23 protein-coding genes are annotated in these 26,501 nt (G+C 60.1%); all 23 read left to right on the forward strand.

Annotation, left to right across the window (positions count from 1 at the left end):
* Positions 1 to 121: 121 nt before the first annotated feature.
* A complete protein-coding gene (locus tag VL688_01280; protein HTL46672.1) occupies positions 122 to 1,813 on the forward strand; it encodes a hypothetical protein in 1,692 nt (563 codons plus the stop codon).
* Between the two features lie 2 nt (positions 1,814 to 1,815).
* On the forward strand, positions 1,816 to 4,185 hold the full coding sequence (locus tag VL688_01285) for a hypothetical protein (GenBank protein HTL46673.1): 2,370 nt from the start codon (positions 1,816 to 1,818) through the stop codon (positions 4,183 to 4,185).
* Positions 4,182 to 6,038, forward strand: coding sequence for a phospholipid carrier-dependent glycosyltransferase (locus VL688_01290; protein ID HTL46674.1), 1,857 nt, complete (start codon positions 4,182 to 4,184; stop codon positions 6,036 to 6,038). Before VL688_01285 ends, VL688_01290 begins: the two co-directional genes overlap by 4 nt.
* A 112-nt stretch (positions 6,039 to 6,150) precedes the next feature.
* On the forward strand, positions 6,151 to 6,930 hold the full coding sequence (locus tag VL688_01295; GenBank protein HTL46675.1) for a phosphocholine cytidylyltransferase family protein: 780 nt from the start codon (positions 6,151 to 6,153) through the stop codon (positions 6,928 to 6,930).
* Positions 6,927 to 7,643: an XRE family transcriptional regulator gene (locus VL688_01300; GenBank protein ID HTL46676.1), complete on the forward strand. Its 717-nt coding sequence runs from the start codon at positions 6,927 to 6,929 to the stop codon at positions 7,641 to 7,643. Before VL688_01295 ends, VL688_01300 begins: the two co-directional genes overlap by 4 nt.
* The gene (gene aepX / locus VL688_01305; protein HTL46677.1) at positions 7,640 to 9,328 is read left to right on the forward strand and encodes a phosphoenolpyruvate mutase; all 1,689 of its coding nucleotides are present in this window, start codon (positions 7,640 to 7,642) and stop codon (positions 9,326 to 9,328) included. The genes VL688_01300 and aepX overlap by 4 nt, the downstream gene beginning before the upstream one ends.
* Positions 9,325 to 10,431 carry a phosphonopyruvate decarboxylase gene (aepY, locus tag VL688_01310; GenBank protein HTL46678.1) on the forward strand — a complete coding sequence of 369 codons (1,107 nt, stop codon included), beginning with the start codon at positions 9,325 to 9,327 and terminating at the stop codon, positions 10,429 to 10,431. The genes aepX and aepY overlap by 4 nt, the downstream gene beginning before the upstream one ends.
* Positions 10,428 to 11,552, forward strand: a complete 1,125-nt coding sequence (locus tag VL688_01315; GenBank protein ID HTL46679.1) for an iron-containing alcohol dehydrogenase — start codon at positions 10,428 to 10,430, stop codon at positions 11,550 to 11,552. The genes aepY and VL688_01315 overlap by 4 nt, the downstream gene beginning before the upstream one ends.
* Positions 11,553 to 11,586: 34 nt before the next feature.
* On the forward strand, positions 11,587 to 12,408 hold the full coding sequence (locus VL688_01320; GenBank protein HTL46680.1) for a fatty acid desaturase: 822 nt from the start codon (positions 11,587 to 11,589) through the stop codon (positions 12,406 to 12,408).
* The gene (locus VL688_01325) at positions 12,356 to 13,363 is read left to right on the forward strand and encodes a class I SAM-dependent methyltransferase (protein ID HTL46681.1); all 1,008 of its coding nucleotides are present in this window, start codon (positions 12,356 to 12,358) and stop codon (positions 13,361 to 13,363) included. The genes VL688_01320 and VL688_01325 overlap by 53 nt, the downstream gene beginning before the upstream one ends.
* A complete protein-coding gene (locus VL688_01330; GenBank protein HTL46682.1) occupies positions 13,360 to 14,943 on the forward strand; it encodes a glycosyltransferase family 39 protein in 1,584 nt (527 codons plus the stop codon). The genes VL688_01325 and VL688_01330 overlap by 4 nt, the downstream gene beginning before the upstream one ends.
* Positions 14,940 to 16,160, forward strand: a complete 1,221-nt coding sequence (gene pseC, locus VL688_01335) for a UDP-4-amino-4,6-dideoxy-N-acetyl-beta-L-altrosamine transaminase (protein ID HTL46683.1) — start codon at positions 14,940 to 14,942, stop codon at positions 16,158 to 16,160. Before VL688_01330 ends, pseC begins: the two co-directional genes overlap by 4 nt.
* Positions 16,150 to 17,118, forward strand: a complete 969-nt coding sequence (locus tag VL688_01340) for a hypothetical protein (GenBank protein ID HTL46684.1) — start codon at positions 16,150 to 16,152, stop codon at positions 17,116 to 17,118. Before pseC ends, VL688_01340 begins: the two co-directional genes overlap by 11 nt.
* On the forward strand, positions 17,115 to 17,849 hold the full coding sequence (locus tag VL688_01345; protein HTL46685.1) for a glycosyltransferase family protein: 735 nt from the start codon (positions 17,115 to 17,117) through the stop codon (positions 17,847 to 17,849). The genes VL688_01340 and VL688_01345 overlap by 4 nt, the downstream gene beginning before the upstream one ends.
* Before the next feature lies 1 nt (position 17,850).
* Positions 17,851 to 18,894 (forward strand): Gfo/Idh/MocA family oxidoreductase, encoded by a 1,044-nt coding sequence (locus VL688_01350; protein ID HTL46686.1) that lies wholly within the window; start codon positions 17,851 to 17,853, stop codon positions 18,892 to 18,894.
* On the forward strand, positions 18,895 to 20,226 hold the full coding sequence (locus VL688_01355) for a DegT/DnrJ/EryC1/StrS family aminotransferase (protein ID HTL46687.1): 1,332 nt from the start codon (positions 18,895 to 18,897) through the stop codon (positions 20,224 to 20,226).
* Positions 20,223 to 21,278 (forward strand): N-acetylneuraminate synthase, encoded by a 1,056-nt coding sequence (neuB, locus tag VL688_01360; GenBank protein HTL46688.1) that lies wholly within the window; start codon positions 20,223 to 20,225, stop codon positions 21,276 to 21,278. The genes VL688_01355 and neuB overlap by 4 nt, the downstream gene beginning before the upstream one ends.
* Entirely contained in the window at positions 21,275 to 21,760 is a 486-nt protein-coding gene (locus VL688_01365; protein HTL46689.1) for a GNAT family N-acetyltransferase, read from the forward strand. Before neuB ends, VL688_01365 begins: the two co-directional genes overlap by 4 nt.
* Before the next feature lie 104 nt (positions 21,761 to 21,864).
* Complete coding sequence (locus VL688_01370; protein ID HTL46690.1) at positions 21,865 to 22,845, forward strand: GDP-mannose 4,6-dehydratase; 981 nt, start codon at positions 21,865 to 21,867, stop codon at positions 22,843 to 22,845.
* Positions 22,812 to 23,408 (forward strand): acyltransferase, encoded by a 597-nt coding sequence (locus VL688_01375; protein HTL46691.1) that lies wholly within the window; start codon positions 22,812 to 22,814, stop codon positions 23,406 to 23,408. The genes VL688_01370 and VL688_01375 overlap by 34 nt, the downstream gene beginning before the upstream one ends.
* Positions 23,405 to 24,571, forward strand: a complete 1,167-nt coding sequence (locus VL688_01380; protein HTL46692.1) for a hypothetical protein — start codon at positions 23,405 to 23,407, stop codon at positions 24,569 to 24,571. The genes VL688_01375 and VL688_01380 overlap by 4 nt, the downstream gene beginning before the upstream one ends.
* Before the next feature lie 27 nt (positions 24,572 to 24,598).
* Positions 24,599 to 25,786: a UDP-N-acetylglucosamine 2-epimerase (non-hydrolyzing) gene (gene wecB / locus VL688_01385; GenBank protein HTL46693.1), complete on the forward strand. Its 1,188-nt coding sequence runs from the start codon at positions 24,599 to 24,601 to the stop codon at positions 25,784 to 25,786.
* Positions 25,783 to 26,501: glycosyltransferase (locus tag VL688_01390; protein HTL46694.1), on the forward strand; the 719-nt coding region annotated here is incomplete at its 3' end. The genes wecB and VL688_01390, both read left to right, overlap by 4 nt.

Below are 26,501 nucleotides of genomic sequence, written 5' to 3' on the forward strand. Positions count from 1 at the left end.
CGTCGTCCTTGACCGACTATTACATCGATCACGACTGGCATTGGAACGCGAAAGGCCATGCCCTGGCCGCCGAGCAAATCCGGAATTTTTTGGACTCTCTTCCGACACCGGAGAAGAGCGCATGAACAGCCGCGTCGCGGACGGACCCCAGACCTTGAAGGCGCGCGCCGGGATTTTCGCGGCCGCTGTTTTTTCCCTGGCCGCGCCGTGGTGGGCGCCGCATTTCCAGGTGCTTCACAACCGCACGCTGTTTCTTGCCGCAGATTCGTTCGTGCTGCTGGGCCTCGCGCTTTTGGCCGGGCTCGCCGCTGAAAAATTTCTTCCCGACGCATGCTTGTCCGCCGCGGAAGCGGGGATTTCGTTTTTGCGCCGCCATTCGCTGGCCGCGGCCGCGGCAGCTTCCGTCTTGGTGCTTGCCGGACTCATGGCGCTCAACAGGAACGTGCTTCACTCGTTCATGAATTCCGCGGACGAACATTCCTGCTACTTTCTCGCCGAATGTTTCCGTCTGGGCAAGTGGTGGGTGAAGCCGCATCCGCTTTCGGAGTTTTTCAACGTGGTGCACGTCGGCAACCGGGACGGCAAATGGTTCAGCGTTTATCCGCCGGGCTGGCCGCTTCTTCTCGCGCTCGGTCTTCAATTTCACGTGCAGGACTGGCTGAATCCGGTGATGTCCGCGTTGTCCCTGCCCTTTATTTATTTCGCCGGCCGCAAAGCCCTGGGCAGCGGCACGGCGGCCGCCGCGGCCGTGCTGATCACCGCAGTATGTCCGTTTTTTCTTTTCACGTCCGCAGGCTACTATTCCCATCCGGCCTGCCTGCTCGTCATGGCGGTTTTTGCGCTGGCCTTTTTCCAATGGCAGGATGCCCGGAGCCCAGGAACCAGGATGGCCTGGGCCTGCCTCGCGGCCGCAGCCGTGGGCTATGGCCTTGCGACGCGCTACCTGACCATGGCGGCGTTCAGCATGCCCTTTTTGCTCTACCATTATTATCCCGTGCTGCAGCGCAAACGCGCGCTCCGCGCCGATGACGTGGCCGTCGCCCTGATTATCGCGGCCTTCATGGCCGTCGTGCTTTTCCAGAACTACATCGTCACCGGAAAAATCACCAAGGCGCCGAACAAGTACGACAAGAGCTGGGAAAGGCTCGGCTTCATGTCCGATTACACGCCTGTCGACGGCCTGGTCTTCCTGCTTGCGCGGTCTTTTTATCTCATGGACTGGATGCCGCCGCTCTTGTACGTCCTTTCCTTCGCCGCGCTGGCCGGGAAAAGGGAAGAATCCGCGCCGCAGAAAATCCTGCGTTTTTCTTTCTGGTATCCGGCGCTGGCCTATTTTTTTTATTTTTCCTGGGGCGGCAACCAATGGGGGCCGCGCTACTGGTACGAAGGCTTTCCGTTCCTCATGCTGGCCCTGGCGGACGGGCTGCGGCTTTGGTGGCGGACGGGAAGCGCGGGCTTGAAAAAATTCCTCCTGGCCGGCCTCGTAGTCAGCGTGGCCGCGGCCGGATACGAGTATGCCAAGCAGGCGGCCTTTTATGAGGCGGCCTCGCGCGAGCGCAAGGCGCTTTACGTGAAGGCCGAGGCCGAGCTGTCCAAGCCTTCGATTGTCTTCATCAAAGGCTTTCTCGGCGACACGCTGGTCATGTCGGAGGACGACGCGGTGCGCAACGCTCCGTCGCTCGACGCCCGCATTCTTTACGCGCATGATCGTGGCGCGGACAACTCGCGTCTCAGGGCTTATTATCCCGGCCGCGAGTGTTACCGGGGCACTTTCGACCGCGCTGCGAAACAAGCGAGGCTCGAAAAGATTTGAGGATGGCGAAACCGCAGTCGCGCAGCTTCTGGGACCAGACGTGGGGATTCCCGCTTCTTTTCTCGCTGCTGGTCCTGGCTTTTTATCCGGAGCTGGTCATGGCGAGGTCCGCGCCGCTCGTCGGTGACCATTGGGAGCAGCATTATCCCTGGGCCGCGCTCCTTTCCCATTCGCTGAAACGGGGAGTGCTGCCGTTTTGGACGCCTCTCATCCAGTGCGGCTTCCCGATCGCGGCCGAAAGCCAGATCGCGGTTTTTTACCTGCCGAATCTTTTGCTGTTCGGCCTTCTGCCGCTGAAGATCGCCTACTCCTGGCAGCTTCTCGTCCACTTCCTGATTTCCGGACTCAGCATGTACGCTTATGCCCGTCTGCTGCGCCTGGAGCGCGCGGCCTGCTTCGTGGCCGCCTGCATTTTCGTTTTCGGGACTTCCTACGGCGGCGCCTACTACAACGTGACGTCGCTGAAGACCATTTGCTGGCTGCCTTTCCTGCTCTGGCAGGCGGAATCTTTTTTGAGGACCGAACGCAAACGCCATCTTTTCTTTCTCTCGCTTGCCGCGGGCATGGCGCTCGTCGCAGGCTACATGCAGGTGGCGGCGCTCATGCTGTTCATGGTGGGGGTCTACGGCCTTATCCGGCTCGGGATTTACGACGCGGAAGCGGGCCTTCCCCGGATCGCGTTCCGCCATGCCGCGGCCTTTATCGCGAGCGCGCTGCTGGCCCTTGTCATCGCCGCCCCGCAGATCCTGCTGACCTTTCAACTGGCCGTGCATTCCAACCGGTCGGGACTCGAAGAATCCTACGCGTACACGGGCTCCATGCCGCCGCTCGCGCTGGCCACGCTTCTGCTCCCGCATTTCCAGGGTCTTTTCCGCGGGAATTGCCTCTACGGCGGGATGTTCGCGGTGTTCCTGCTCGTGCTCGCCTTGGTTCATCCGGACTCACGGCGTTCTACCGCCGTGCGGCTCTGGAGCGCCATGGCTCTCGTTGCGCTCTTCTTTTCACTGGGACAATGGAGTCCGGTTTACATTCTCTTCATCAAGCTCACGCATTTTTATTCTTTCCGTACACCGTCAAAATTCCTGATTTTTTTTAATTTCAGCACGTCGATGCTTGCGGCCTCCGGTTTTCATTACGCCATGAAAGCGCCTGAAGATCCGCGGCACGGCGCCGCTTTCCGCAAGTCTGTGACGCTTTTTTGCGGCGTTCTCCTCGTTTTCGCGCTGGCGCTCGCGGCCGCGTACACGGCGCTTGTTTTCAAAAGGCCGGCGATCGAAGCCGCGGGAGAATGGCTGGTGCAAAAAACCATTTTCGGAAAGGCCGGCCACCCGCACAGCCTGGAGGTTTACCGGGAAAAGGTCGCGTCGCTCATCGATTTTTCGCTCGGCCTTTTTTCTCCATCTAACCCGTGGAACGGGCGCATGGGCGCTTTTCTCGCGCTCACGGTTATTTTCGTGTGGCGCATGCGCTCGCGCCCTTCGGCCGCGCGCCTGACCGTGCTCGTGGGCATTCTCGTCCTGGACCTCTATGTGTTTTCTTTCGCGGACCTGCGCTCGGATTTCAATACCTACGAAGCCGCGGAGCGCGATTCGCCCGCGGCGGATCTCATCCTGGAGCACCACCGCATGGGCATCGACGGCCGGTTGTACGGTTTCCGTATGCCCGCGGAAGAGCTCGAAATCGTGCCGGGTGTGAACATGCTGTACGGCATCGAAGAAATAGGCGCGTATTCGCCGCTCGTGCTCAGCCGCTATTTCGAAACCGTGGGGCTTTTCGGGAACGTGAATGATTCGAACAAAGCTGCCGCGCCGTCGCCCGACTTTGCCGTGGAGCGCCTGCCGCTGCTCAAAAGTCTCGGCGTGACGCACGTTCTGTCTACCGAGCCGCTGGACCATCCGGACCTGAAAGTCCTGGGCATTTTCAAAAAGAACAAAGTCGAAACCCGTCTTTATGAAATGGAAAACCCCTACGCCTCGCATGCCTATTTTGTGACGCACGCCGAGATCGCGGGAAATTGGGAAGCGCTCAAGCAAAAATACCTGGCCGCGGGCTTTGATCCCACCCAGGTCCTTTTGCTCGAAGAGGGGACGCCTTTGCCGGGAGAAGCGGATGCCCCCGCGACCGCGTCACTGCGCAAGATCGAGTCCGGAGACGATTTCAGCCGCTGGGAAGTGACCGCGTCCGGGCCCGGGTATTTTGTCGTCAGCGAAACCGATTATCCGGGCTGGTCGGCGAGCGTGAACGGAAAGGAAGTGCCGCTCTTGCGCGCGTATGGCCTTTTCCGCGCGGTTTATCTCGAGGCGGCGGGAACTTCCACGGTCGAGTTCCGCTTTTCGCCCTGGCGCGGAGGAAAGGCCGCGTTCCAGCGATGACGGCCGCGCCTCTTCTCACCGCGATGGCGGGATGGATTTTCTTTCCGCTGGCATTTTTTGCCGCGGGACGGCCTTTTGCGGGACTCGCCGCGCGCCTTGCAATCCCTCAGCAGGGAGTTGTCCGCAGCGCTTTGGGGATGGCCGTGACAGGTTACGCGCTCGTCGCCCTCGGCAGCTTCGGCCTCCTGCGCCCGGGCCCGGTTTTGATTTTGCTTGGGCTTCTCGCGGCGAGCGCTCTGTTCAGCCTTCGGGATTTCAAAGCCTGGCTGGGGTCCGTTTTCGAGATTCCGCGGACGGCCCAGGGCGTTGTTTCCCGCGTTTCAGTTATCGTCTTGGGCGGGATTCTGGCGCTCACACTGGCCCTCTCACTTCTTCCCGAAGTCGCCAACGACGCCCTCTGTTACCAGCTTTTCCTGCCGCGCCAATTCGTGCTGCGGGGGTCGACGCTTCCGATGCCTTACGATCTCAATTCCTACATCCCGCTGTTCATGAATCATCTCTATGCGCTGGGACTTTTGCTGCGCAGCGTCCCTTTGGCAAAATTCTTTCACGCCTACAGCGGCCTGCTGCTGCTCGCGGCGGTCATGACAACCGTGCGGGAAGAAACAGGGGACAAGGGCCTGGCGCTGAAAACCGGCCTCGCGCTTTGGCTGACGCCGACCCTGTTGAACCAGATCACGACCACCTACATTGACGTCGCGGTCGCGCTGTTCAGCTTCCTGTCCTTTTATTTTTTATGGCGGGGTTCTTCGAACGCGCGGCGCGGCGATTTTTTTCTCTCGGGCCTTTTGCTGGGCCTGGCCGTCTCCAGCAAAATCCTGGCGCTTCTGGCGGGCGTGCCCGTAGCCGCCGTCTTTCTATTACGGCTGGCGCGGCGGGAAAATTTTCCGAAACTCGCCGGCGAAGCGGCCTGGATGGCGGGCGGGCTGGCGCTGGGATGCGGGTTCTGGTTCGCGCGCAACGCCGTGCTGACGGGCAATCCGGTTTATCCTTACCTGGGCTCCGTTTTCGGGACGCGGGAATTCAACGATGTGAGCCAGTTCCAGCAGATGGGCCCGCCGAAGACACTCCTCAATTATCTTTTGCTCCCGCTGAACATGACGCTCCATCCAATCGATTACGACCGCGGGCATTGGATCGGCCCGTTTTACCTGGCCGCGCTGCCGGTTTTTTTGTGGGGCCTGTGGAAAAATAAATCCCTGCGCCTTCCCGCGCTTTACGTCTGGGCTTTCGTGAGCGCGTGGTTTTTATTTTTCCATAACGCGCGTTTTCTTTTCCAGGTGCTGCCTATCTATGCGGTCGGCGCGGCCTGCGGGTTTCATCTCGCGGCCCAAAACCGCGGCGTGAAGTTCGCGGGCGGTTTTGTCTATGCCGGACTTGTTTTATTTCTGGCGGCGCTCGGCCTGTATCATTACCGGCTTCCTTTGCAGGTCCTGGCCGGACGCATGAGCGCGGTGGATTACATCACGCGGGTCGAGCGTTCGTATCCGGCCGCGGTCTGGGCCAATCAAAATCTTCCGCCGGGCGCCCGGATTTTCAACAGGGAAGAGATCCGCATGTTCTATTTCGAACGTCAGAGCCTGCGCGAACATTGGTTCGATCTCGGCACGGGATACGCGTCCTCGGTTTCGACGCCGGAAGATTTCGCGGAGCTTCTCAAGCGCAGCGGTTTCACGCATATCCTGACCACCTCCGATTTGGAAAAGCCGGCGCCGGACACGGCCGCGGAACATCGCAGCGCGCTCATGCGAAATCTCCTTGCCCGGCCCGATCTCGTGCGCTTTTTGAAGGAAATTCCCTCGGAAAACATCCGTGAAGCCGGGGAAACCTACCGTTTTTACGAAATTCTCTGAAATCCGGCCGGAAATCCCCCTTTTAGAAACTTATTCGCCCTCAGGGCCAAAAATGCTATAATGCGGCTTGTTTTTCCGGCCTCTATTCTAAATCACGACAAGCACAGCACTTATGAAAGCCGTTATCATTGCCGCAGGCATGGGGCGCAGGATGGGGGAAATGACCCGCGACCTGCCCAAATGCCTGGCTATTTCCTGGCAGGGAATGACTCTTTTTGACAAGCAGCTGGAGGTTCTCCGCTCCTGCGGCATCCGCGACATCGCGGTGGTGCGCGGGTATCAGGGGGACAAGTTCCGCCATCCGCAGATTCGCTATTATTGGAACCGGGATTACGAGTCCAATAACATTCTGGCGTCGCTGATGTGCGCCTCGGATGAGCTGGCAGGCGAAGTGCTGGTGCTCTATTCGGACATCTGGTTCGAGCCGGCGGTCGTCAAACAGCTGATCGCTTCGCCGCATCCGGTGGCGATCGCTGTGGACAAGGACTGGAAGAAAACTTACGAAGGCAGGACCGAGCATCCTTTGTCGGAAGCCGAGGGTGTCGTGCTCGACGCGCAAGGCAAGGTCCGGGAGATTGGCAAGCTCGGGAAGACCGACGTCAGCGGCGAATTCATCGGCATGATGAAATTGCAGGGCCAGGGCCCCGGGGTTTTCAAAGGTTATTACGCGCGGGCCAAGCGATTGTATGACGGCCGCGCTTTCCAGCGCGCGAAAGTTTTCCGCCAGGCTTATTTGACCGACATGCTCCAGGAACTTTCGGACGCGGGTGTCGCCGTCCAGGGCGAGGCGATCCAGGGCGGCTGGAGGGAAATCGACACGGTCCAGGATTTCCAGAGTTTGCTCAAACATCTCGAGGCGAAAGACCCCTCGCTCAAAGGAGAACAAAGATGACGACTTCGGTAGCTGCGGCGCCTTATCTCGCGTATGGCAAATTGATCCATGCGTGGAGAAACGAAATCAAGCACACCTTCGACATGGTCAGCCAGGGCACCGGCATTGCGGTCGACCGCTTGAAGGCGCTTGAAAAAGGCGCGTTGAAACCTGAGTGGCCGGAGCTGGAAGCGCTCGCCAAGTACCTGCGCGTCGGCGTCCGCGACCTCCTGCCTTTTGAAAACGACCTGGACCGCGGCTGCAAATTCCTGCGTAACAAGGAATCCACCAAGTTCGACCAGCAGCGCGCCGGGCGCACGCAGTACACCTACTGGAACCGCGTGATGTCGTCCGCGCTTCCGGCCATCAAGCCCGTGGAACTTCTCCTTCATCTCAACCGCCGCGAAGACGTGGTCATGAACCGCGGCCATTTTTTCCATCAGTACACGCAGGTCCTGCACGGCGGCCCGGTCGCTTTTTTGTGGGAATGGGAAGGCACGGTCCACGAAGAAGTGTTCACGACCGGCGATTCCTGGCTGATCCCGGGCTTTGTGCCGCATGCTTTTTATTCTCCGGACGCAGCGAATCCCGGACGCATCCTGGCGCTCACCATGGGCCAGCACCTCACCGGCGACGCGGCGCAGGAGCTTTCGCTGCTCGGTAAAGACAATGTCGGCCGCATCGTCCATGACGCCGCGGACTATTATCCCAAAGGGAGCGCGAATCCCCAGTGACCGAAAAAGCGCGCCTTTTCCGCCAGCAGCTGGATTCCAAACCCATTCTCCGCATCATGGGCGCCCACAACGGCCTCGGCGCCCAGCTCATCGAACGCAACCGTTTTGACGGCGTGTGGGCGAGCGGCCTGGAGATTTCCACGGCGCATGTCGTCCCGGACGCCAACATCCTCACCATGACCGAGAACCTCGACGTGGCCAGCGCGATTAACGAGGCCACGAACCTTCCGGTCGTCTGCGACTGCGACACGGGCTACGGTAACGCGGCGAACGTCATGCACATGGTCAAAAAGTACGAGGCCGCGGGCCTTGCAGTCGCTGTCATCGAAGACAAACAGTTTCCGAAAGTAAACAGCTTCATTCCCGGACGCCAGGAACTCGCGCCCATCCAGGAATTCATGGGCAAGATCGCGGCCGCGAAAAGCGCGCAGCGCACGCCGGACTTCATGGTGATCGCGCGCATCGAGGCGCTCATCGCGGGCTGGGGCATGGATGAAGCCCTGAAGCGCGCCTACGCCTACGAAGAAGCGGGCGCGGACGGCCTCGTGATTCATTCCAAAGCCGAAACGCCGGCCGAGATTTTCGAATTCGCGCGGCGTTTCAAAGGCAAAATCCCGCTCGTTTCGATCCCGACGACGTACTACAACGTCTCGGCCGACGAGCTCGCGCAGAACGGCTTCAAAGTGGTGATCTACGCCAATCAGGGGCTGCGCGCTTCCATCAAGGCGCTTGACGAAACCTTCCGCGAAATCCGCGAGACCGGTTCCACGGCGTCGGTGGAAAAGAAAATCGTCTCCATGAAAACCGTTTTCGAAATCCAGGGCATGATGCGGTTGAAAGAAGTCGAAGAAAAATTTCTGAAAGGCGACGGCGTGAAGGTCGTGGTCCCGGCCGCGGGCGAACCCAAGCCCGATCCGGAATTGCAGCGCCTGCTCGACCAAAAGCCGCTTTGCATGCTGCCCGTCGGGGGGAAGCCGCTCCTCCAGCACCAGACCGAAATCTTCCTTGCCGTGGGCGCGTCCGACATTTACGTGATCGGCGGCTATGAGCATCAGAAAATCCGGGCCGAAGGCGCAAAAGTGATTCCGAATCCGGACTACCAGAGCTCGCACATCATGCAGTCCATCATGACGGCGCGCCCGAAATTGCAGGGCCGCTGCCTGGTCGCCTACGCGGACATCCTGTTCGACAAGCAGATCCTGGACCAGCTGCTGACCAGCCCGCACGCCATCACGCTCGTCATCGACCGCGCTTATCAGAGCCTGCCGCACCGCGACAAAGAGCTCGACCTCGTGCAGGTGGAAGATCCCGCCGAAGGGGAAAAGAACCGCCGCATGAATCTGAATACGCTCAAACCCATCCGCCGGATCGGCAAGAAGATCGAGCGCGGCGCCGCGCAATGCGAATTCGTGGGCATTGCGTATTTCCAGGAAGAAGGCCTGCGGGCTTTGTGTGAGGCCTGGGACCGCGGCCGGCGCGAATTCGCGGGCAAGCGTTTCTACGAAGCCGCGTCGCCGGAACAGGCAAGCTTGAACGACCTGCTGCAGTACATGATCGACGCCGGAGTGCCGGTTTACGGTCTCGAAGTCGAGCATGGCTGGTCCGAAGTGCACTCGGCCGAGGATGTTTACCGCCTCAACGAATATTTCAAAAATGCCGCCGCTCCCGTCGGCAAAGAACGATGATCCCTGCCTTAGATTTCGTTTCACTTCTAAAAAAAAATAAAATCCGGTTCTTCACGGGCGTGCCCTGTTCTTTTTTTCAGTCCGCCATCAACTGCGTGATCGCGGACAAACAGCTGCGCTACACCATGGTGCCCAACGAGGGCGCGGCCCTTGCCGCGGCCGCCGGCGCTTATCTTGCGGGGGAGATGCCCGCGGTCATGATCCAGAATTCCGGGTTCGGCAATCTGGTCAATCCGCTCACGTCGCTGCACATGATTTACAAAATTCCCGCGCTCCTTTTCATCAGCGGCCGCGCCTACGGAGTCTCGGACGAGCCCCAGCACGAAATCGTCGGGAAGACCCTGCCTTCGGTTCTGGACGCGCTGGGCGTGCGGCATCAGGACCTGCCGGATGCGGCGGCGGACTTCGACAAAGCGCTCGGCGAGGCCGTCACGTGGATGGAAAAGGAAAAGAAGCCATTTGTTTTTCTCGTGCGCAAAGGCTGCGTCGGGAGCGAGGACGCGGCCGCGGTCCCGTCTTCGCCGTATCCTCTGAAGCGCGTGGACGCCATCAAGATCATTTCCGAGTTTTTGACCGGGGACGAATTCGTCATTGCCACGACCGGCATGCCGTCGCGCGAGCTTTTCAGCATCTCTGACCGCGCCAAGAATTTTTACATGCAGGGGTCCATGGGGCACGCGCCTTCCATTGCGCTGGGGCTGGCGCTTGCGAACCCGCAAAAGAAAGTAATCGTGCTGGACGGCGACGGCGCGCTGCTCATGCATCTGGGGTCGCTGTCTTCGATCGGCCATTACGCGCCGAAACGGTTTTGCCATCTGGTCCTGGATAACGAAGCCTACGAAACCACCGGCAATCAAGACACCACGTCCCGCACCACGGATTTTGCCAAGATCGCGCTGGCCTGCGGCTATGCGCGCGCGGCGGATGCCGTGGATGAAAAGCAGCTCCGCGCCGCGCTGAAAAGCGTGCTCGCGGCCGAAGGTCCGTCGCTGGTCCGCATCAAGATCAACCGCGAGCCCGCCGCCGGCATCCCGCGCATCACCACCAAATACAATTCCGAGCAGATCGCGGCGCATTTCAAGGAAGAGGTCCTGAAGTCATGATCCGCGCCTACTGGAATCCCACGCGCAATATCGTGGAAAACGGGGCGTTCGAAAAGCTTCCCGCGCTCCTGGAATCGTTCAAGCCGAAGAAAATCCTGCTCGCGCTCGGGCAGAAATCCTTCCGCGTTTCGCCGTATTTCCGCCGCCTCCAGGAAATGCTGCGGCCGTACGAAGTGCTCGAAGCCGCCTCGATTCCGCAGAACCCGGCTCAGGATTTCGTCCAAAAGGAAATCGACCGCCTGAAAAAGGAATCCTACGACCTCGTTCTCGCCATCGGCGGAGGAAGCGTGCTCGACGTGAGCAAGATTCTGGCGGTGATCCCGCGTCAGGACAAGACGGACCTCGCGGATTATCTCGACAAAAATTTCGACGTGCCGCAGCCGGGCGCGCCTCTTGTCGCCGTGCCCACCACCGCCGGAACAGGCAGCGAAGTCACGCCGTTTTCGTCGCTCGAGACCCGCGAGAAAAAGAAATTTTCCATCGGCCATGCCGCGTTTTATCCGGCCGTGGCTTTGGTCGACCCCGAGCTTTGTCTTTCCATGCCCGCTTATGTCACGGCGTCCACGGGTTTTGACGCGCTGAGCCAGGCGATCGAGTCGTTCTGGTCCGTCAACGCGACGCCGCTGTCACAGACACATTCGCTGCGCGCACTGGAGCTTATCCTTTCCGGTTTCGAACAGGTCATGAAAAATCCGGCGGACAAAGACGCGCGGTTTGCCATGTCGCTCGGAAGCTGCGAAGCCGGGCTCGGCATCGCGCAGGCCAAAACGACCGCCGTGCATTCGGTTTCGTATCCGATCACCGCGCATTTCGGCGTGGCGCACGGCCATGCGTGCGCGCTGACGCTGCCGTCTTTCGTGCGTTTCAACGCGCCCGCGCTTCAGGCCGGCGGCAAGCCTTTGCTCCAGCGGTTTCAAACCCCGGACTATGACGCCATGGCGCGTAAGATCGAAGCGCTCATGGAATTCGTCGGGCTCGAGCGCTCGCTGTCCAAGCTCGGCATTGCCGATAAAGAAAGGGAAGTGATCCTCCGCGACGGTTTCCGTCCGGACCGGATCAAGAACAACCCGAGGCCCGTGGAAGCGGGAGATTTGCGCAAAATCCTGGAGTCGATCCGCTGAGCCCGGTTTGACCCGGCTTGCGGCCCATGACATAATGACAAACTCTCAAAACATCATGCAGAAAACAGACTGGAAAACAATCGGATTGCTCGGAGTCATGTACGTTCTCTTCCTCGGGAACTTCGGGCTCTATTTCTGCGCGCGCCTGCCGCTTGTCCTGCACGTCCTCATCGGCATCGCCGCCATTCACTGCTCGTTCACGATCTGGCACGAAGCCATCCACGGCACCGTGTCGGAAAACGCCGCGGTCAACGACGCCGCCGGCATCCTGGGCATGTTCCCGTACATGCTGACGCCTTATTACACCGGCAAATGGATTCACCTCATGCACCACAAGAACCTCAACCTGCCGGAAGATCCGAACACGCTGTACACCGACGGCCCGTTCCGCACGCTGTACCAGCGGTACCCGCGCGCGGCCACGGCGCTGAAGCGTATCATCAAAAACCGGGAATTCCCGGCGCATGAAGTCCTGGCCGACCGCATTTTCCGGATTGGGGTGGCGGGCGTTTTTCTCGCCCTGATTTTCACCGGCAACTTTGCCGCGTTGTTCTGGCTGTGGCTCGTGCCGCTGGGCTTCGCGAAGATCATCATGGACTGGTACATCAATTACATCCCGCATGTGGGGCTGCCGGCGGACCGCTATAAAGGCACGCGTATCCTGGACATCGCCTGGCTTACGCCGCTCGTCTTCTTCCATAATTATCACGCGATCCACCACCTGTGGCCGACGCGGCCCTGGCATACGTACAAGTCCATCTTCGACGAAAAGCGGACCATGCTCAAAGAACACGGAGTCCCGATTGAAACCTCTCTTGCCGGCCTCAGCTACGACCCGCAGTTCCAAGCCGTCTGAGGCGGCGCCCCGCGTGCATCTGGTGCGCGTGGCCTGCGCCGTGTGCGGTTCGCGTGAAGCGGACACCGTGGCCGCGGGCTATGACTACGAGTATGCGACCGTGCCCGACCGCTTCGAGTTTCAAAAGTGCCGTTCCTGCGGCCATCTTTTCCTGAACCCCCGTCCTTCGGCCCAGGACCTTTCCGTGATTTACCCGCCGACTTACTATTCGTTTTCCGAAGCGCAGTCGGGAAGCAGCCTCATCGGTTACTTCCGCGGGCTCTGGGAGGCGCAGAAAGTAAAATCGTTCCGCGCTCTGCTCGGCCCGGGAAAGAAAAAGATTCTCGACGTGGGCTGCGGCGAGGGACGCTTTCTTTCCATCCTGAAGCAGCATGGCGATCCCGCATGGGAGCTCATGGGCGTGGATTTTGACGCCAAGGCCGTGGCCGAATGCCGGAAGCGGGGATTCCGCGCCGAGGCGCAGCGTATCGAGGATTTTAAACCCGAGGAAAAATTCGACGCCATCATCATGTTTCAGCTGATCGAGCACGTGGAAGACCCGCGCGAGGTGGTGCGCCAGGTGCGCGCGCGTCTCAACCCCGGCGGTTTTTTCATCATCGAAACGCCCAATCCCGCGGGCCGCGATTATCACTGGTTCAAAAAATCTTATTGGTCGCATTATCATATTCCCCGTCACTGGAATATTTTTACGCCGGAGCATCTGCGCCGCCTTTTGGTCGGAGAAGGCTTCGAAATCGTCGAACAAAAGCCCCTGCTCGCCGCCGCGAGCTGGATCATCTCGCTTCATAATCTCTTCCTCGACAAAGGCTATCCCGCGTGGCTCGTGCGCTTTTTCACGTTCCGGAATCCTTTGCTGCTCGCGGTCTTTGTCCCATTCGATCTTTTTCTGTCCAAAATTCTGGGATTTCCCACGTCCAACCAGCGCATGACGGGCCGGGCCGGCCTTCCTTCATGAACCCGTTCCAGAAAAAACTGACGATCCTCGTTGTCCTGGCCGGCGTGCTCCTGCCGCAGACGCTCGCGATCCGCCGCCCTCTTGCCGGGCATTTCGGCAGTTACCAGCAGGTCATGGCCGGCATGGCCCGCGGTTTTGAGCGCGGGCATTTCAAAAATCTCCTCCTGCCGGAAACCGACATCATCGTCGGGGGAGAACGGTCGCTGCATTTGAACCAGTATCCGTTTCCCTCGCTCTTTGCGGCGTTCGGCGACCGGTTTCTCGGGCTGGGCCTGGAATTTTGGGGAAGGCTGCAGGCCATCCTGTTCAATCTCGCGAGCATTGTCCTCATCGGCCTGATCGCGGGGGCTTTGTTCGACCGCGCCGCCGGATGGATGACCGCCGCGATTTACGCGTTCTCCCCCTATGCCCTCATCAACGGGCAGTTGTTTTTCTCGGAGCCCATGGCCATGGCCTGCCTGCTGCTGGCGGTTTATTTGCTGGTCCGCTCCGAAGAGATCGGCATGGCGGAGATCGTGGGATCGGCCCTTGCTCTGGGCCTGGCCATCACCGGACGCATTCATCTCGTGCTTTTTTATCCGCTGCTCGCCTGGCAGTCCCTGCGCCGGTCGCGGCAGCCTGTATCCGGCTTTCTTGTCTATTCCGTTTTCGCGGCGGCATTGCCGCTGGCATGGTACGGCTTCACGTACTTCGCGTCGCTGAACTCCGAACACATTCTCACGAACATCTTTTTCCAGGCCGCGGCCCGGAAAGTCGGGGACCAAAACTACCTGCGGAGTCTCGAGTATTACCGCCATATCTTCGACATCCTGGCGCAGACCATGCTGACGCCGCTGGTGTTCCCGTTTCTTTTTGCGGGACTGGCCGCGCTTTACTTGAAAAAACACAAGGCCGCGCCGTTCCTTCTCGGAGGTCTTGCCGCGGGCGGCGCCATTGCCGTGCTTTCCCCGCAAAAAGTCATGGCGCATGATTTTTATCTCTACGGCCTTTTCCCGTTCGTCTGCCTTTGCGCGGGATGGGGACTTCGGACCACGGCGGGCGCTTTTCCCGCGGCGGCAGCTTCCCGCGCGGCCTTTGCCGGCCTTGCTTTATATTTTCTGGTTTCGGCCCGCTATTTCGCGCACCCGATTTTCACGGTCCCGCCGGAAACCGCGGACGACCTGGCGGCCGCGCGCGCGGTGCGGTCTCTCACGCAGCCGGACGACAAAATCATCGTCGGAGGTGACAGCCCGGCCACGCTGCTTTATTATGCGGACAGGCCGGCCTGGACCATGCAGTTCACGGAATTCGGCAAGGGCCTTCCTTATTATTTGAACAACCCGAAATTTTCCAAACGCTCGGCGCAAATCATTCAGGAAGAAGAAGAAGCCATGAAGGACCCGGTGACCTGGCTCGAATATTTGAAAGGGCAGGGCGCGCATTACTTCGCCGTGCCGCGGCGCGCGGAACTCGACAAAGAGACCCCGCTTGCAGGCTACCTCAAAGGCCATTACGCGGAACTGTCCAAGCCCAAAGACCCGTTCTACCTTTTTGACCTGCATGGCATGCCTGAAGAAGCGGAAATGAGCCCTGCCGTATGAAAACAAAAACAAAGCGCGCGCCCAAGATGATTCCTTATTCGCGCCAGACTCTCGAGGCTTCCGACGTCGCGGCGGTCGTCAAGACGTTGAAATCCGACTGGCTCACGCAGGGCCCGAAGGTCGCGGAATTCGAAAAAAAACTCGCGGAGACCTGCGGCGCGCGTTTTGCCGTCGCGGTTTCGAGCGGCACCGCGGCGCTGCACCTGGCCTGCCTCGCGCTCGGCGTGCAGTCCGGCGATGAAGTCATCACGACGCCCAACACCTTTGCAGCGAGCGCGAACTGCGTGGTTTATTGCGGCGGCAAGCCCGTCTTTGCCGACATTGATCCGCACACCTTCAATCTTTCTCCCCAGGCCTTCGAAGAAGCGATTTCTCCCAAAACCAAAGGCGTGATTCCCGTTCATTTCGCGGGACTGCCTTGTGAAATGAAAAAGATTCATGAAACCGCCAAGAAGCGCGGGCTCTTCGTGCTTGAAGACGGCTCACATGCGCTCGGCGCGCGCTATTGGTCCGAAGGCCGGTGGGTCCAGGTGGGAAGCTGCGCGCATGCGGACGCGTGCGTGTTCAGCTTTCATCCGGTCAAAGGCATCACGACGGGCGAGGGCGGCGCGATCACGACGAACAATGCCGCGCTTTACGAGCGGCTTGTCCTGCTGCGCACGCACGGCATTACCAAGTCGCCGGCGCAGTTTCATCATCGCGAGCTGGCCTTCTGGGGCGACGGGCTGGTCTCGGGCTGGTATTACGAAATGCAGGAGCTGGGTTTCAATTACCGGATTCCCGACGTGCTTTGCGCGCTGGGCCTCAATCAATTAAAGCGTCTCGGAAAATTCATCCGTGCGCGGCGTGCGATCGCGGCCTATTACGACAAAACGCTGGCCGGTGAGCGCGCTCTCGAACTGCCGAAAGAGCCGAAAGGCTATGAGTCCGCCTATCACCTCTACGTGATTCGGCTCCGTCTCGAACGGTTGACCGCGGGGCGCGCCCAGATTTTCGACGCGCTGCGCCATGAAGGGCTGGGCGTGCAGGTGCATTACATCCCGGTCCACTATCAGCCTTACTATCGCCATCGCGGCTACAAGCCCGGCCTTTGCCCGAACGCGGAGGCGTATTACGAGCGCGTGATTTCGATTCCGGTTTTCCCGGGCCTGACTCCCGCCCTGCGAAAGCAAGTGGTCGCGCGCCTTTGCCGCGTGCTCCGCCGTTATGAAGCCTGAAGTCGTTTTCCGCGTGGACGCGGGCGAGGGGATCGGTCTCGGTCATCTGCGCCGCTGCCTCGCGCTGGCGCAAGCCTTGAAGCGTGAAGGCGCGGAAATTACCCTGGCCACGCAAAGGCCCCGGGAAATTTCAGGTTTCGTCAAAGGCCGCTACCCGGTCGTCACCATTCCCAAACAGGGGCTTGGCCGTGAACCCGCCTGGTTCCAGAAAAAATGGAAGCATCGCGCGCCCGGGCTTTTGATCACGGACCGCTATGAGCTCACGCCGGCTTATTTCAAAGCCCTGCGACGTTTTATTCCCGCCGTGGTCATGATCGACGATGAGGCCCGGCTCGCGTCTTTTCCGGTGGACGGCATCATCAATTACAATGTCCACGCGCTGACGCTGCCGTACCAGAAAGCGCATGCCCGGCTTTGGCTGGGGCCGCGTTACGCGCTGATCCATGACGATTTTCTCAAATGGCGGAGAAAAAAAACGAGCGCCAAAGCGTGCCGCAAGCTGCTGGTAAGTCTGGGAGGTTTTGCTCCCCAAAAGGCCTCGGATAAGGTAGAATGTGCCCTTCATTTTCTGCGGCAATCCCGGCGTCTGGACCTTGTCCGGCTGGCCGGGAAAAAAGGCTCGGTCGCCGGCCTGATGGCCGCCGCGGACATGGCGCTCAGCGCCGGCGGTGTCACGAGTTACGAGCTGGCCTGCCTGGGAATTCCGTCGGTCCTCGTGATCCGGGCCCGGAATCAGGAACCGATCGCGCGGAAGTTCGCGGCCTACGGCGCCGCGGTGAACGCGGGATGGCTTGACCGGCTCAGCGCGGCGCGGTTGTCCTCGGAAATCGAAAAGCTCATGGCGGATGGGAAAAAACGCGCGCGCCTGGCCAGAAAAGCGCGGTTTCTCGTGGACGGAAAAGGCGCGCAGCGGCTGGCCCGTGAACTCATGACCACTTATTTCAGGAGGAAGAAATGAAAATCGTTTCCACGATCGAGGCGCGCATGGCCTCTTCGCGTTTACCCGGAAAAATTCTCAAAGACGTGCTCGGCAAGCCCATGCTCGAGCGCATGATCGAGCGCGTGCGGCGTTCGAAGCTCGTGAACCAGGTGGTCGTGGCCACGACGGTCGATCCGAGCGATCAGGCCACCGAAGACGCGTGCAAGGCCATGGGCGTCGCTTGTTTCCGCGGCAGCTCCGACGACGTGCTGCTGCGCGTGCTCGAAGCGGCCAAGGCGCACAAGGCCGACCTCATTGTCGAGCTCACGGGCGACTGCCCGGTTATCGATCATGGCCTCATCGACCAGGTTATCCGTTTTTATCTCGACAATGATTTCGATTACGCGAGCAATGTCCTGCACCGCGATTTTCCGCGCGGCACCGAAGTCCAGGTGTTTTCCGTGAAGGTGCTCGACGAAGTCAACCGCATCACGCAGGACCCGGCCGACCACGAGCACGTTTCGCTTTACATCTACGAGCATCCGGAAAAATTCAAGCTCGGCACGCTTTCCGCGCCGCCGGAGCTCAAGCGTCCCGACCTGCGCCTCACCGTCGACCTGCCGCAGGACCTGGAACTCGTCCGCGCGGTTTACGGGCGGCTGCATCCGCAGAAGCCGGATTTCGATATCCATGACGTCGTGCGGCTGTTGAGCCGCGAGCCGGAGCTCGGCCGTCTCAATGCGACGATCCAGCAAAAACCCGTCCGCTAGCATGAGCGCCAAAGCCTCTTCCTCTCGCGGTAAGCTGCGCGCGGCGATTGCCGGCTGCGGCCGCATTGCCGGGGGATTCGACAAAGACCCCAAACGCAAATATGTGGCCACGCACGCGGGCGCCTACACGCGCTCCAAAGATTTCGAGCTGGTCGCGGTCTGCGACAACGACGCGGAAAAACTCAAAGAATTCGGCAAGACCTGGAGTGTCGGGAATCTCTACGGTGATTTCGGGGAAATGCTGCGCAAGGAAAAGCCGGACCTCGTCAGCATCTGCACGTGGCCGGAATCGCATTTCGATCTCTGCGTGCAGGCCATCCGCGCGGGCGTGAAAGGGATTTTCTGCGAGAAGCCCGTCACGGATCGCTTGGATAAGGCCGACGAACTCCTCGACCTTTGCCGCAAGACCGGCACCGTGCTTGCGGTGAACCACTCTCGGCGCTGGGACACGGGACTGCAGAAGCTCAAGCGTGTCATCACCGGCGGCAAGCTCGGCAAGATCCATCAGGTCCAGTGTTTTTACACCGCCGGGATTTCCAATACCGGCACGCATCTCTTTGACCTCCTGCGGGATTTTCTCGGTGACGTGGATTCCGTGATGGCCAGCCCCGCACCCGTTTTCGGCGATAAGGATTTGACGCTGAGCGGCGAACTGATTTTCAAAAACGGGACGCGCGTCTCGCTTTGCGGGCTGAACGTCCAGGATTACCTGATTTTCGAGATGGATTTTTACGGCTCCAAAGGGCGCCTGCGCATCAAGCACAGCGGTTTCGGCATGGAAGCCTGGAAAGTCGGGCCCAGCAAGTTTTTCTCCGGCTACAAGGAGCTCACGCCCGTGAAACTGGCAGTCCCTCTGGAAAAGAAAAATATGATGATGAACGCGGTCAAGGATCTGGCCGCGTGCGTCAGGTCGGGAAAGCAGCCGCTCAGCACCGCGGAAGACGGGCTGAAGGCGCTCGAACTCATTTGCGCGTTCCATGAATCCTTCAAACGCGGCGGGGAGCGGCTCAAGCTGCCTCTGGCCGGAAGAAAGGCGGGTCTTTAAATGAAGAAGCAGGCGCTGGCTTTGCACGGCGGCCCCAAAGTCCGGAGAAAACCTTTTCCCGTGCATCCCGTGATGGGCGCCGAAGAGCGCAGCGGCGTGCTCGGCGTCCTGAAGACCGGGAAATTGTCCGGCTTCATTGCAAAAGCGGGCGATGCTTTCCTCGGCGGCCCCAAAGTCCGCGAGCTGGAAAAACTTTTCGAGAAGAAATTCGGCGCTCGCTACGCCATGGCCGTGAACTCAGCGACGGCCGGACTGCATTGCGCGCTTGCCGCCTGCGGCGTGGGTCCGGGCGACGAAGTCATCGTGCCGCCGTACACCATGGCGGCTTCGGCGTCGGCGGTGCTCATGTGCTCGGCCGTGCCGCGCTTTGTGGACATCTCGGAAGACATCTTTTCGCTCGATCCGGAGCTCCTCGAAAAGGCGATCACGCCGCGCACCAAAGCGATTGTGGTCGTGCATCTCTTCGGCCATCCCGCGCGCATGGATGAAATCCTGCAAATCGCGCGCAGGCATAAACTCAAAGTCGTGGAAGACTGCGCGCAGTCGCCCGGCGCGAAATACAAAGGCAAGTACGCGGGCACGCTCGGCGATGCGGGCGTTTACAGCTTCAACCAGCACAAGACCATCACGACGGGCGAAGGCGGCGTGGTCGTGACGAATGACGATACGATCGCGCTGAAAGTCCGGCTTGTGCGCAATCACGGTGAAGCGGTTGTGGAAGACATGCAGGTCGAGGACATCTCCAACACACTCGGCTGGAATTACCGCATGACCGAACTCGAGGCCGCGGTGGGCTGCGCGCAATTCCGCAAGCTCGACCGCCTGACCGCGCATCGGGTGAAGCTCGTGAACGCGCTGATCAAAGGGCTCCGCAAATTTCCCGGGCTGACCATGCCGGCCACGCTGCAGGGGGCCACGCACACCTATTTCGTGGTGCCGATCCGCTACGATGCCGCGATCGCGGGAATTCCGCGCGATCTGTTGATCAAGGCGCTCGCCGCGGAAGGTATTCCGTTCGGCCAGGGTTACGTGAAGCCGATTTACCTCATGCCGCATTACCGCCAGCTCCTCTGCCACGGCAGCCACGGGTGGCCCTTCGCGGCCATTCCGGCCTCCGAACGGCAGCAATACAAGAAGGGGCTTTGCCCGGTCACGGAAAAGCTGCACGAGGAAACGCTGATCCATACGAACCTTTGCTATTATCCCATGACGCTGGCGGATGCGGCCGACATCGTCGCGGCGTTCGAAAAAATCTTTGCCAACACGGAAAGTCTGCTTTCAGGAGCTCCGGCCGCGCCGGCAAAACCGAAACGGGCCAAGGTGGGTGTATGAAGACCGTGAAGATCGGCGCCAGGGAAGTCGGGGACGGGCAAAGCGTTTTCGTGATCGCTGAAGCCGGCTCTAATCACAACCGCGATTTCAACCAGGCCAAGAAGCTGATCGACGTGGCCGCCCAAGCCGGAGCGGACGCGGTGAAATTCCAGACCTTCAGCGCGGAAACGCTTTATTCCAAGAAAACGCCGTCCATGTCCTACCTCACGAAAGGCGGGCTTCTCAAGGAAGGTGAGACGGTTTTCGACCTTCTGAAGAAAAACGAGCTGCCCCGCGAATGGCAGAAAGATCTCGCAGCTTATTGCCGTGAGAAGGGCGTGATTTTTCTTTCCACGCCGTTTGATCTCAAGGCCGTGGACGAACTCGAAAAGCTGAACGTGCCCGCGTACAAGATCGCATCCTACGAAATCACGCACCTGCCGCTGCTCGAACACGCCGCGAAAACCGGCAAACCCATGATCGTTTCGACCGGTATGGCCGATCTCACGGACATCGAGCAGGCACTCGACGTGATTTATGCGACCGGAAACCGGCAGGTCATCCTGCTGCATTGCGCCATCAATTATCCGCCGAAATTCGAGGACGTGCATTTGCGCGCCATGAAAACCATGCGCGAGGCGTTCCAGGTGCCCGTGGGATTTTCGGATCATACGACCGGCATTGCCGTCGACCTCGCGGCCGCGGCGCTCGGCGCCTGCGCCATCGAAAAGCATTACACGACCGACCGCAAGCTTCCGGGCCCGGATCATCCGTTTGCCATCGAGCCGCAGGAACTCAAGGCCATGGTGCAGGGTATCCGCGAAGTCGAGAAGGCGCTCGGCAGTCCGGTGAAACGCCGCACGGCCGCGGAAGAGGAAATGTACAAGCTCGGCCGCCGCAGCCTCGTGGCCGCGCGTAAAATTTCCAAAGGCACGCAGATCACGCGCGAGATGATCGAGGTCAAGCGTCCGGGCTTCGGCATCCCGACCAAGGAAATGCACGCGATCGTGGGACGCACCGCAAAAGTCGACATCGACGAAGACGACATCCTTGTCTGGGACATGTTCTCGTGAGGCCTTCGTCCCGGCTTCGCAAGGCAGGGCCCCAAGACTGCCGCCGGCTCTGGCAATGGCGCAACGAGCCGGGCGTGCGAAAGGCGTCCTTCAACAGCCGCCCGATCCCTTTTTCCGAGCATTGCTTTTGGTATGCGAAAATTCTGAAATCGCCGGCCACGCGTCTTTTCATCGGTGAAGCCGGGGGCCAGGCCGTGGGCCAGGTCCGGATCAACCTGCTCGGCTACCATCTCGCGGAAGTCCATATCCACGTCAAAAAAAATCTCCGGGGAAGAGGCTTCGGAGCCCAGCTCCTGGCCGCGGGCTGCCGCTATACCTTCCGGTATTTGCGCGTCAAAAGAATCCTGGCCCACATCCGTCCGTCGAACAAGGCCTCGCTGAAACTCTTCCACGCCTGTGGCTTCCGATTCGCCGCCAATACCCGTCTCAAAGGCCAACCCGCGCAGAAACTCGTCCTCCGCAAACGATCCTCCAAAGCTTAACGGAACCCAAAAACACCAAAGGACTTAGGCTTGTCCGGACGGCGCTCTTCTGTTAAAATGGCCCGATTCTGTCATCCTCTCTAACCATCACAAAGCGAGGGCGTGTGGAAGGTAAATATTGGAAGGGCAAGAAAGTTCTGGTTACGGGGGCCGACGGGTTCATGGGCTCCCATCTTACGGAGCGTCTGGTCGAAGCCGGGGCCAAGGTCTCGGTGCTGGTGCGCGGGTCTTCGGTCAGCGGCACGTACAAGTACGAACTCAAAAACATCCCGCATCTCAAGAAAGACCTGCAGCACATTCTCGCCGTCAACATCAGCAGCTCGGACACGATTCCGCTGGTCGCCAAACTCTCGCCGTCGGTGATTTTTCATCTGGCCGCGGACGCCTACGTGCCGTATTCCTTTGATCATCCTTTCGAAGTCATGGCCACGAACCTGCACGGCACGCTGAACATCCTCCATGCGGCCATGAAGATTCCGAACCTCGAGCGCGTGGTCTGCACGTCATCGAGCGAAATTTACGGCACCGCTCAAACCGCGGCGATCAGTGAGTCGCATCCGCTGAATCCGACGTCGCCCTATGCGGCGTCGAAAGTCGCGGCCGACCGCTTCGCATTTTCGTACCAGCTCACGTACGGGCTGCCGATCGCGATCATCCGGCCGTTCAATACGTTCGGCCCGCGCCACACCTACGACGTGATCCCCAAATTCATCGACCTCGCCGTGCAGGGGAAACCCATCACGATTTACGGCGACGGCCTGCAGAGCCGCGACTTCACGTATGTCGACGACATGGTCGGCGCGTTTCTCGTGATGGGCCGCGACAAAAAAGCCATCGGCCAGGCCGTGAATTTCGGCACGGGCCGCGACGTGAGCATCAACCGGACCGCGGAGCTCATCGTGAAGCTCACGCGCAGCCGCTCCAAGATCGTGCACATCGAAAAGCGCCTTGCGGAAGTGAAAAAGCTCCGCTGCAACCCCGGCCTCGCCAACCGGCTTTTTGGCTGGAACGCGAAAGTCGGCATCCAGGAAGGCCTCAAGAGAAACATTGAATGGCATCTCAAATACCGCCTCAAAAATTCATAGCGCCCACGGCGATCATCGACCCCACGGCCGTCATCGGGGAAGGCACCAGGATCTGGGCCTTTGCCCAGGTCATGGAGCACGCGGTGATCGGCAGGGACTGCGTGATCGGCAACGGCGCGTACATCGACCGTCACGTGACGATCGGCGACCGCGTCCGCGTGCATAACAAGGCCCTTCTTTACCACGGCATCACCATAGAAGATGACGTGTTCATCGGTCCGGGCGTTTGCTGGACCAATGATCCCTGGCCGCGCAGCGGCTCCACGCGCGACATGACGAATGCGCGCTGGCGCATCCACAAAGGAGCGGTGATCGGCGCGAACACGACGATCCTTCCGGATCTTTCCATCGGCGCTTATGCCGTGATCGGAGCGGGCTCGCTTGTTTCAAAACCGGTTCCGAGCCACGCGCTCGTTTACGGGCATCCGGCGCGCATCCATGGCGCGGTCTGCCGCTGCGGGTTTGTGATCCGAAAAAACCTGGACGGAGCCGCGGTTCACAAGCTTCACTGCGAGCAATGCAAGGCCGACATTCCCGTGATCATGCCCGCGGAGGCCTTGTGAGCTCGGAAGCCCTGCTGAATCAGACCGAACAACCCGCGCTCGCGGCGGCGCAGTGGCTGCTCGAATCCGGCATCCAGGATAAAGGCCCGGACCGTTCCACCGCGGGCGGCGTCAATGCGTGGTACGATCTCAAAAGCGCGTCCTATTCCTTCATCTACGGCGAGATCACGGGCTACGCGGTCAACGCGTATTTGTTTTTTCACGCGGCCACGGGCAAAGACGCTTATCTTGCCGCGGCGCGCCGTGCCGCGGACTGGCTGCTGCTGAATTCTTATCCCAGCCTGCCGCTCGTCCGCAATCGCGTGAACCAGCCGGGTTTCCAAGTTTCTTACTACGACAACTGGGTCTTCAGCTTTGACCAGTGGGTGATCGTGTACGGCCTTGCGTGCCTCGCGCAAGTCCTGGGCAGCGGCCCGTATCTCGAAAGGGCGCGCGCGCTGGCGGATTTCCTTCTTGGGAAAACCGCGCGGCCTGACGGCTCGTTTTATCCGGTCTATGATGTAGAAAAGAAGACCGTCGAAGCCAAGGGCGACAAGTGGTCGCGTCAAAGCGGCGGCTTTCACGCGAAGGCCCTCATGGCGCTCGAGAAATTGCGCGCGTTGACGGGGGAAACAAAATATGGCGCGGCCGCGGAAAAGCTCGCGGCCTGGACGCTCGGCGTCCAGCAGAAGGACGGCCGCTTCATCACGCAGGACAACGAAGGCTCCACGCACCTGCACCCGCACATCTACACGCTGGAAGGATTGCTTTCGATCGGGCTCGCGCAGAACAACAAATCCTGGATCGACGCCGCGGAGCGCGGCATCCGCTGGGTGCTGCAGCATCAGAATACCGACGGCGGCGTTTATTCCTTTGTCAAAGACGGAAACTTCGTGCCTTTTATCCGCGCGGACATCCTCGCCCAGGCGCTGCGCGTCGGCGCCGCGCTCCGGCAGAACGGCTGCCTGGAAGGCGCGGACAACGCCTTGCAGCGCCTGCGCCAGAAACTGCTGTCTTACCAGATCGTCCGCGGCCCGCAGCAGGGCGGCTTCCTCTACGGGCAGGAACAGGACGGCACCATCCACTACCACGTCAATGCGTGGGTCACGATGTTCGCGGCGCAGGCCCTTGCGGTTGCCGACGCCGGACAGGCGGACGCCTACGACATGGCGTTCTTTGTTTAGTTTAAATTCCGGATCCGGGAGACGGATTTGAAAAAAAATCAGAAAAAGGTCCTGATTGCTTTCGGGACCCGCCCCGAAGCCCTGAAATTCGTGCCGCTCATCCGTGCGCTGGAACAAAGCCCGGATTTTAAATGTTACGTCTGCATCACGGGCCAGCACCGCCAGATGCTGGATCAGGTGATCGATCTCTTCAAGGTCAAGGTCCACGAAGACCTGAAGCTCATGAAGGCCAACCAGACGCTCGAGTACGTGAGCGGCCGCGTCATCATCCGCTTCGGACGTATCATCAAGCGCCTCCAGCCCGACATTGTTTTCGTGCAGGGCGATACGGCCACCGCGCTCATGGTCGGAGTCGCGAGCTTCTACGCGCAAAAGCCCATCGCGCATCTCGAAGCCGGCCTTCGTACCTGGAACAAGTTCGCGCCGTTCCCTGAAGAAATGAACCGCTCGCTTCTCTCGCATCTCGCGGACCTTCACTTCACGCCCACGCTCATCGCCACGCGCAATCTCCTGAACGAAGGCATTCCCAAAGACGACATTTACCAGGTCGGAAACACGATCGTGGACACGGTGCACGCCGCGGCGCCGCTTGTGCAGAAAAAATATCCTGTCTTCAGCGGGGTTGATACGCGCAAGCGTCTCATTTTCGTGACCGCGCACCGCCGGGAAAGCTTCGGCGAAGGCCTGAATCAAATCTTCCACGGCCTGAAGCGCATTGCCCAGCGGTTCAAGGACGTGGAAATCGTTTATCCCGTGCATCTCAACCCGAATGTTTCCAAGCCCGCGCATGAAATCCTGGGAAACACGCCGCGCATCCATCTGCTGCGGCCGTTCACGTACGAAGAAACCTACTGGCTGCTCCGCCAGTGCTATCTCATCCTGACCGATTCCGGCGGCATCCAGGAAGAAGCGCCGTCGTTCGGAAAGCCCGTCCTGATCCTCCGCAACGTGACCGAGCGCGCGGAAGGCATCAAGGCCGGCGTCGCGCAGCTCGTGGGAACAGATGCGGAACGCATTTTCAAAGAAACGCACAAGCTTTTGTCGTCGCGCAAGGCGTACAAAAAAATGCAGGCGCGCAAAAACCCCTACGGCGACGGCCGCACCTGCGACCGCATCCTGCGCATCCTGCGCCGCGAGCTCGCGGGTAATCCTTTCCGCCACGTGCGCACGCCGCCGCTCAACGTGAGCTCGCGCATCCGGGTCAAAAGCACATGAAGGTGGCCTTTTACGTTTATCCCATCGCGTTCCAGTCGCCGGGCGGCGGCGAGATCCTCCTGCTCAAGACGCGCGAATACCTGGAAAAGGCCGGGCTCAAGGTCAGGCTCTTCGACACCTGGAACGACAAGCTTTCGGATTACGACATCCTGCACACGTTCGGCTCGGTCAAAGACTGCCTGCGGATGATGGAAACCGCGCATTCTGTCGGCGTGAAGAACGTGCTGACTACTGTGTGCTGGTACAGCTGGAAATCCGCGTGGGGGACTTACCCGGAATGGAACCGCCGCCTTCCTTCCGCGGCCCGGCACCTGGCCAAGACCCTTTTGCCGTTCCTGCCGTCCAAGCGCAGGAAGATGATGACGCTCGCCGATGCGCTGATCCCGAATTCGCGCAGCGAGGCGGACCAGCTCAAGCGCTTTTTCGGCGTGTCCGAAGAAAAAATCCGGGTCATTCCCAACGCCGTGGACGAATCCTTTGCGGCGGCGCTGCCGACCGCGTTCGAAAAAAAATACGGGCTGCGGGATTTTGTCCTTTGCGTGGGCCGCATCGAGCCGCGCAAAAACCAGCTGAACGTCGTGCGCGCGCTCAAGGGAATCGGCCGGCCCGTGGTCTTCATCGGAGATCCTGTCCCGGCCTACCAGGATTATTACGAAGCCTGCCGCCGCGAAGCCGGGGCGCAGATGCATTTCCTGGGCGGGCTGCCGCACGGCTC

It is taken from the genome of Verrucomicrobiia bacterium, assembly GCA_035495615.1.
GTDB lineage: Bacteria > Omnitrophota > Omnitrophia > Omnitrophales > Aquincolibacteriaceae > DATJFP01.

Coding starts and splice junctions, on each gene's coding strand:
- VL688_01280 (HTL46672.1), top strand. CDS start 122: ATGAACAGCCGCGTCGCGGACGGACCCCAGACCTTGAAGGCGCGCGCC.
- VL688_01285 (HTL46673.1), top strand. CDS start 1,816: ATGGCGAAACCGCAGTCGCGCAGCTTCTGGGACCAGACGTGGGGATTC.
- VL688_01290 (HTL46674.1), top strand. CDS start 4,182: ATGACGGCCGCGCCTCTTCTCACCGCGATGGCGGGATGGATTTTCTTT.
- VL688_01295 (HTL46675.1), top strand. CDS start 6,151: ATGAAAGCCGTTATCATTGCCGCAGGCATGGGGCGCAGGATGGGGGAA.
- VL688_01300 (HTL46676.1), top strand. CDS start 6,927: ATGACGACTTCGGTAGCTGCGGCGCCTTATCTCGCGTATGGCAAATTG.
- aepY (HTL46678.1), top strand. CDS start 9,325: ATGATCCCTGCCTTAGATTTCGTTTCACTTCTAAAAAAAAATAAAATC.
- VL688_01315 (HTL46679.1), top strand. CDS start 10,428: ATGATCCGCGCCTACTGGAATCCCACGCGCAATATCGTGGAAAACGGG.
- VL688_01320 (HTL46680.1), top strand. CDS start 11,587: ATGACAAACTCTCAAAACATCATGCAGAAAACAGACTGGAAAACAATC.
- VL688_01330 (HTL46682.1), top strand. CDS start 13,360: ATGAACCCGTTCCAGAAAAAACTGACGATCCTCGTTGTCCTGGCCGGC.
- pseC (HTL46683.1), top strand. CDS start 14,940: ATGAAAACAAAAACAAAGCGCGCGCCCAAGATGATTCCTTATTCGCGC.
- VL688_01340 (HTL46684.1), top strand. CDS start 16,150: ATGAAGCCTGAAGTCGTTTTCCGCGTGGACGCGGGCGAGGGGATCGGT.
- VL688_01345 (HTL46685.1), top strand. CDS start 17,115: ATGAAAATCGTTTCCACGATCGAGGCGCGCATGGCCTCTTCGCGTTTA.
- VL688_01350 (HTL46686.1), top strand. CDS start 17,851: ATGAGCGCCAAAGCCTCTTCCTCTCGCGGTAAGCTGCGCGCGGCGATT.
- VL688_01355 (HTL46687.1), top strand. CDS start 18,895: ATGAAGAAGCAGGCGCTGGCTTTGCACGGCGGCCCCAAAGTCCGGAGA.
- neuB (HTL46688.1), top strand. CDS start 20,223: ATGAAGACCGTGAAGATCGGCGCCAGGGAAGTCGGGGACGGGCAAAGC.
- VL688_01375 (HTL46691.1), top strand. CDS start 22,812: ATGGCATCTCAAATACCGCCTCAAAAATTCATAGCGCCCACGGCGATC.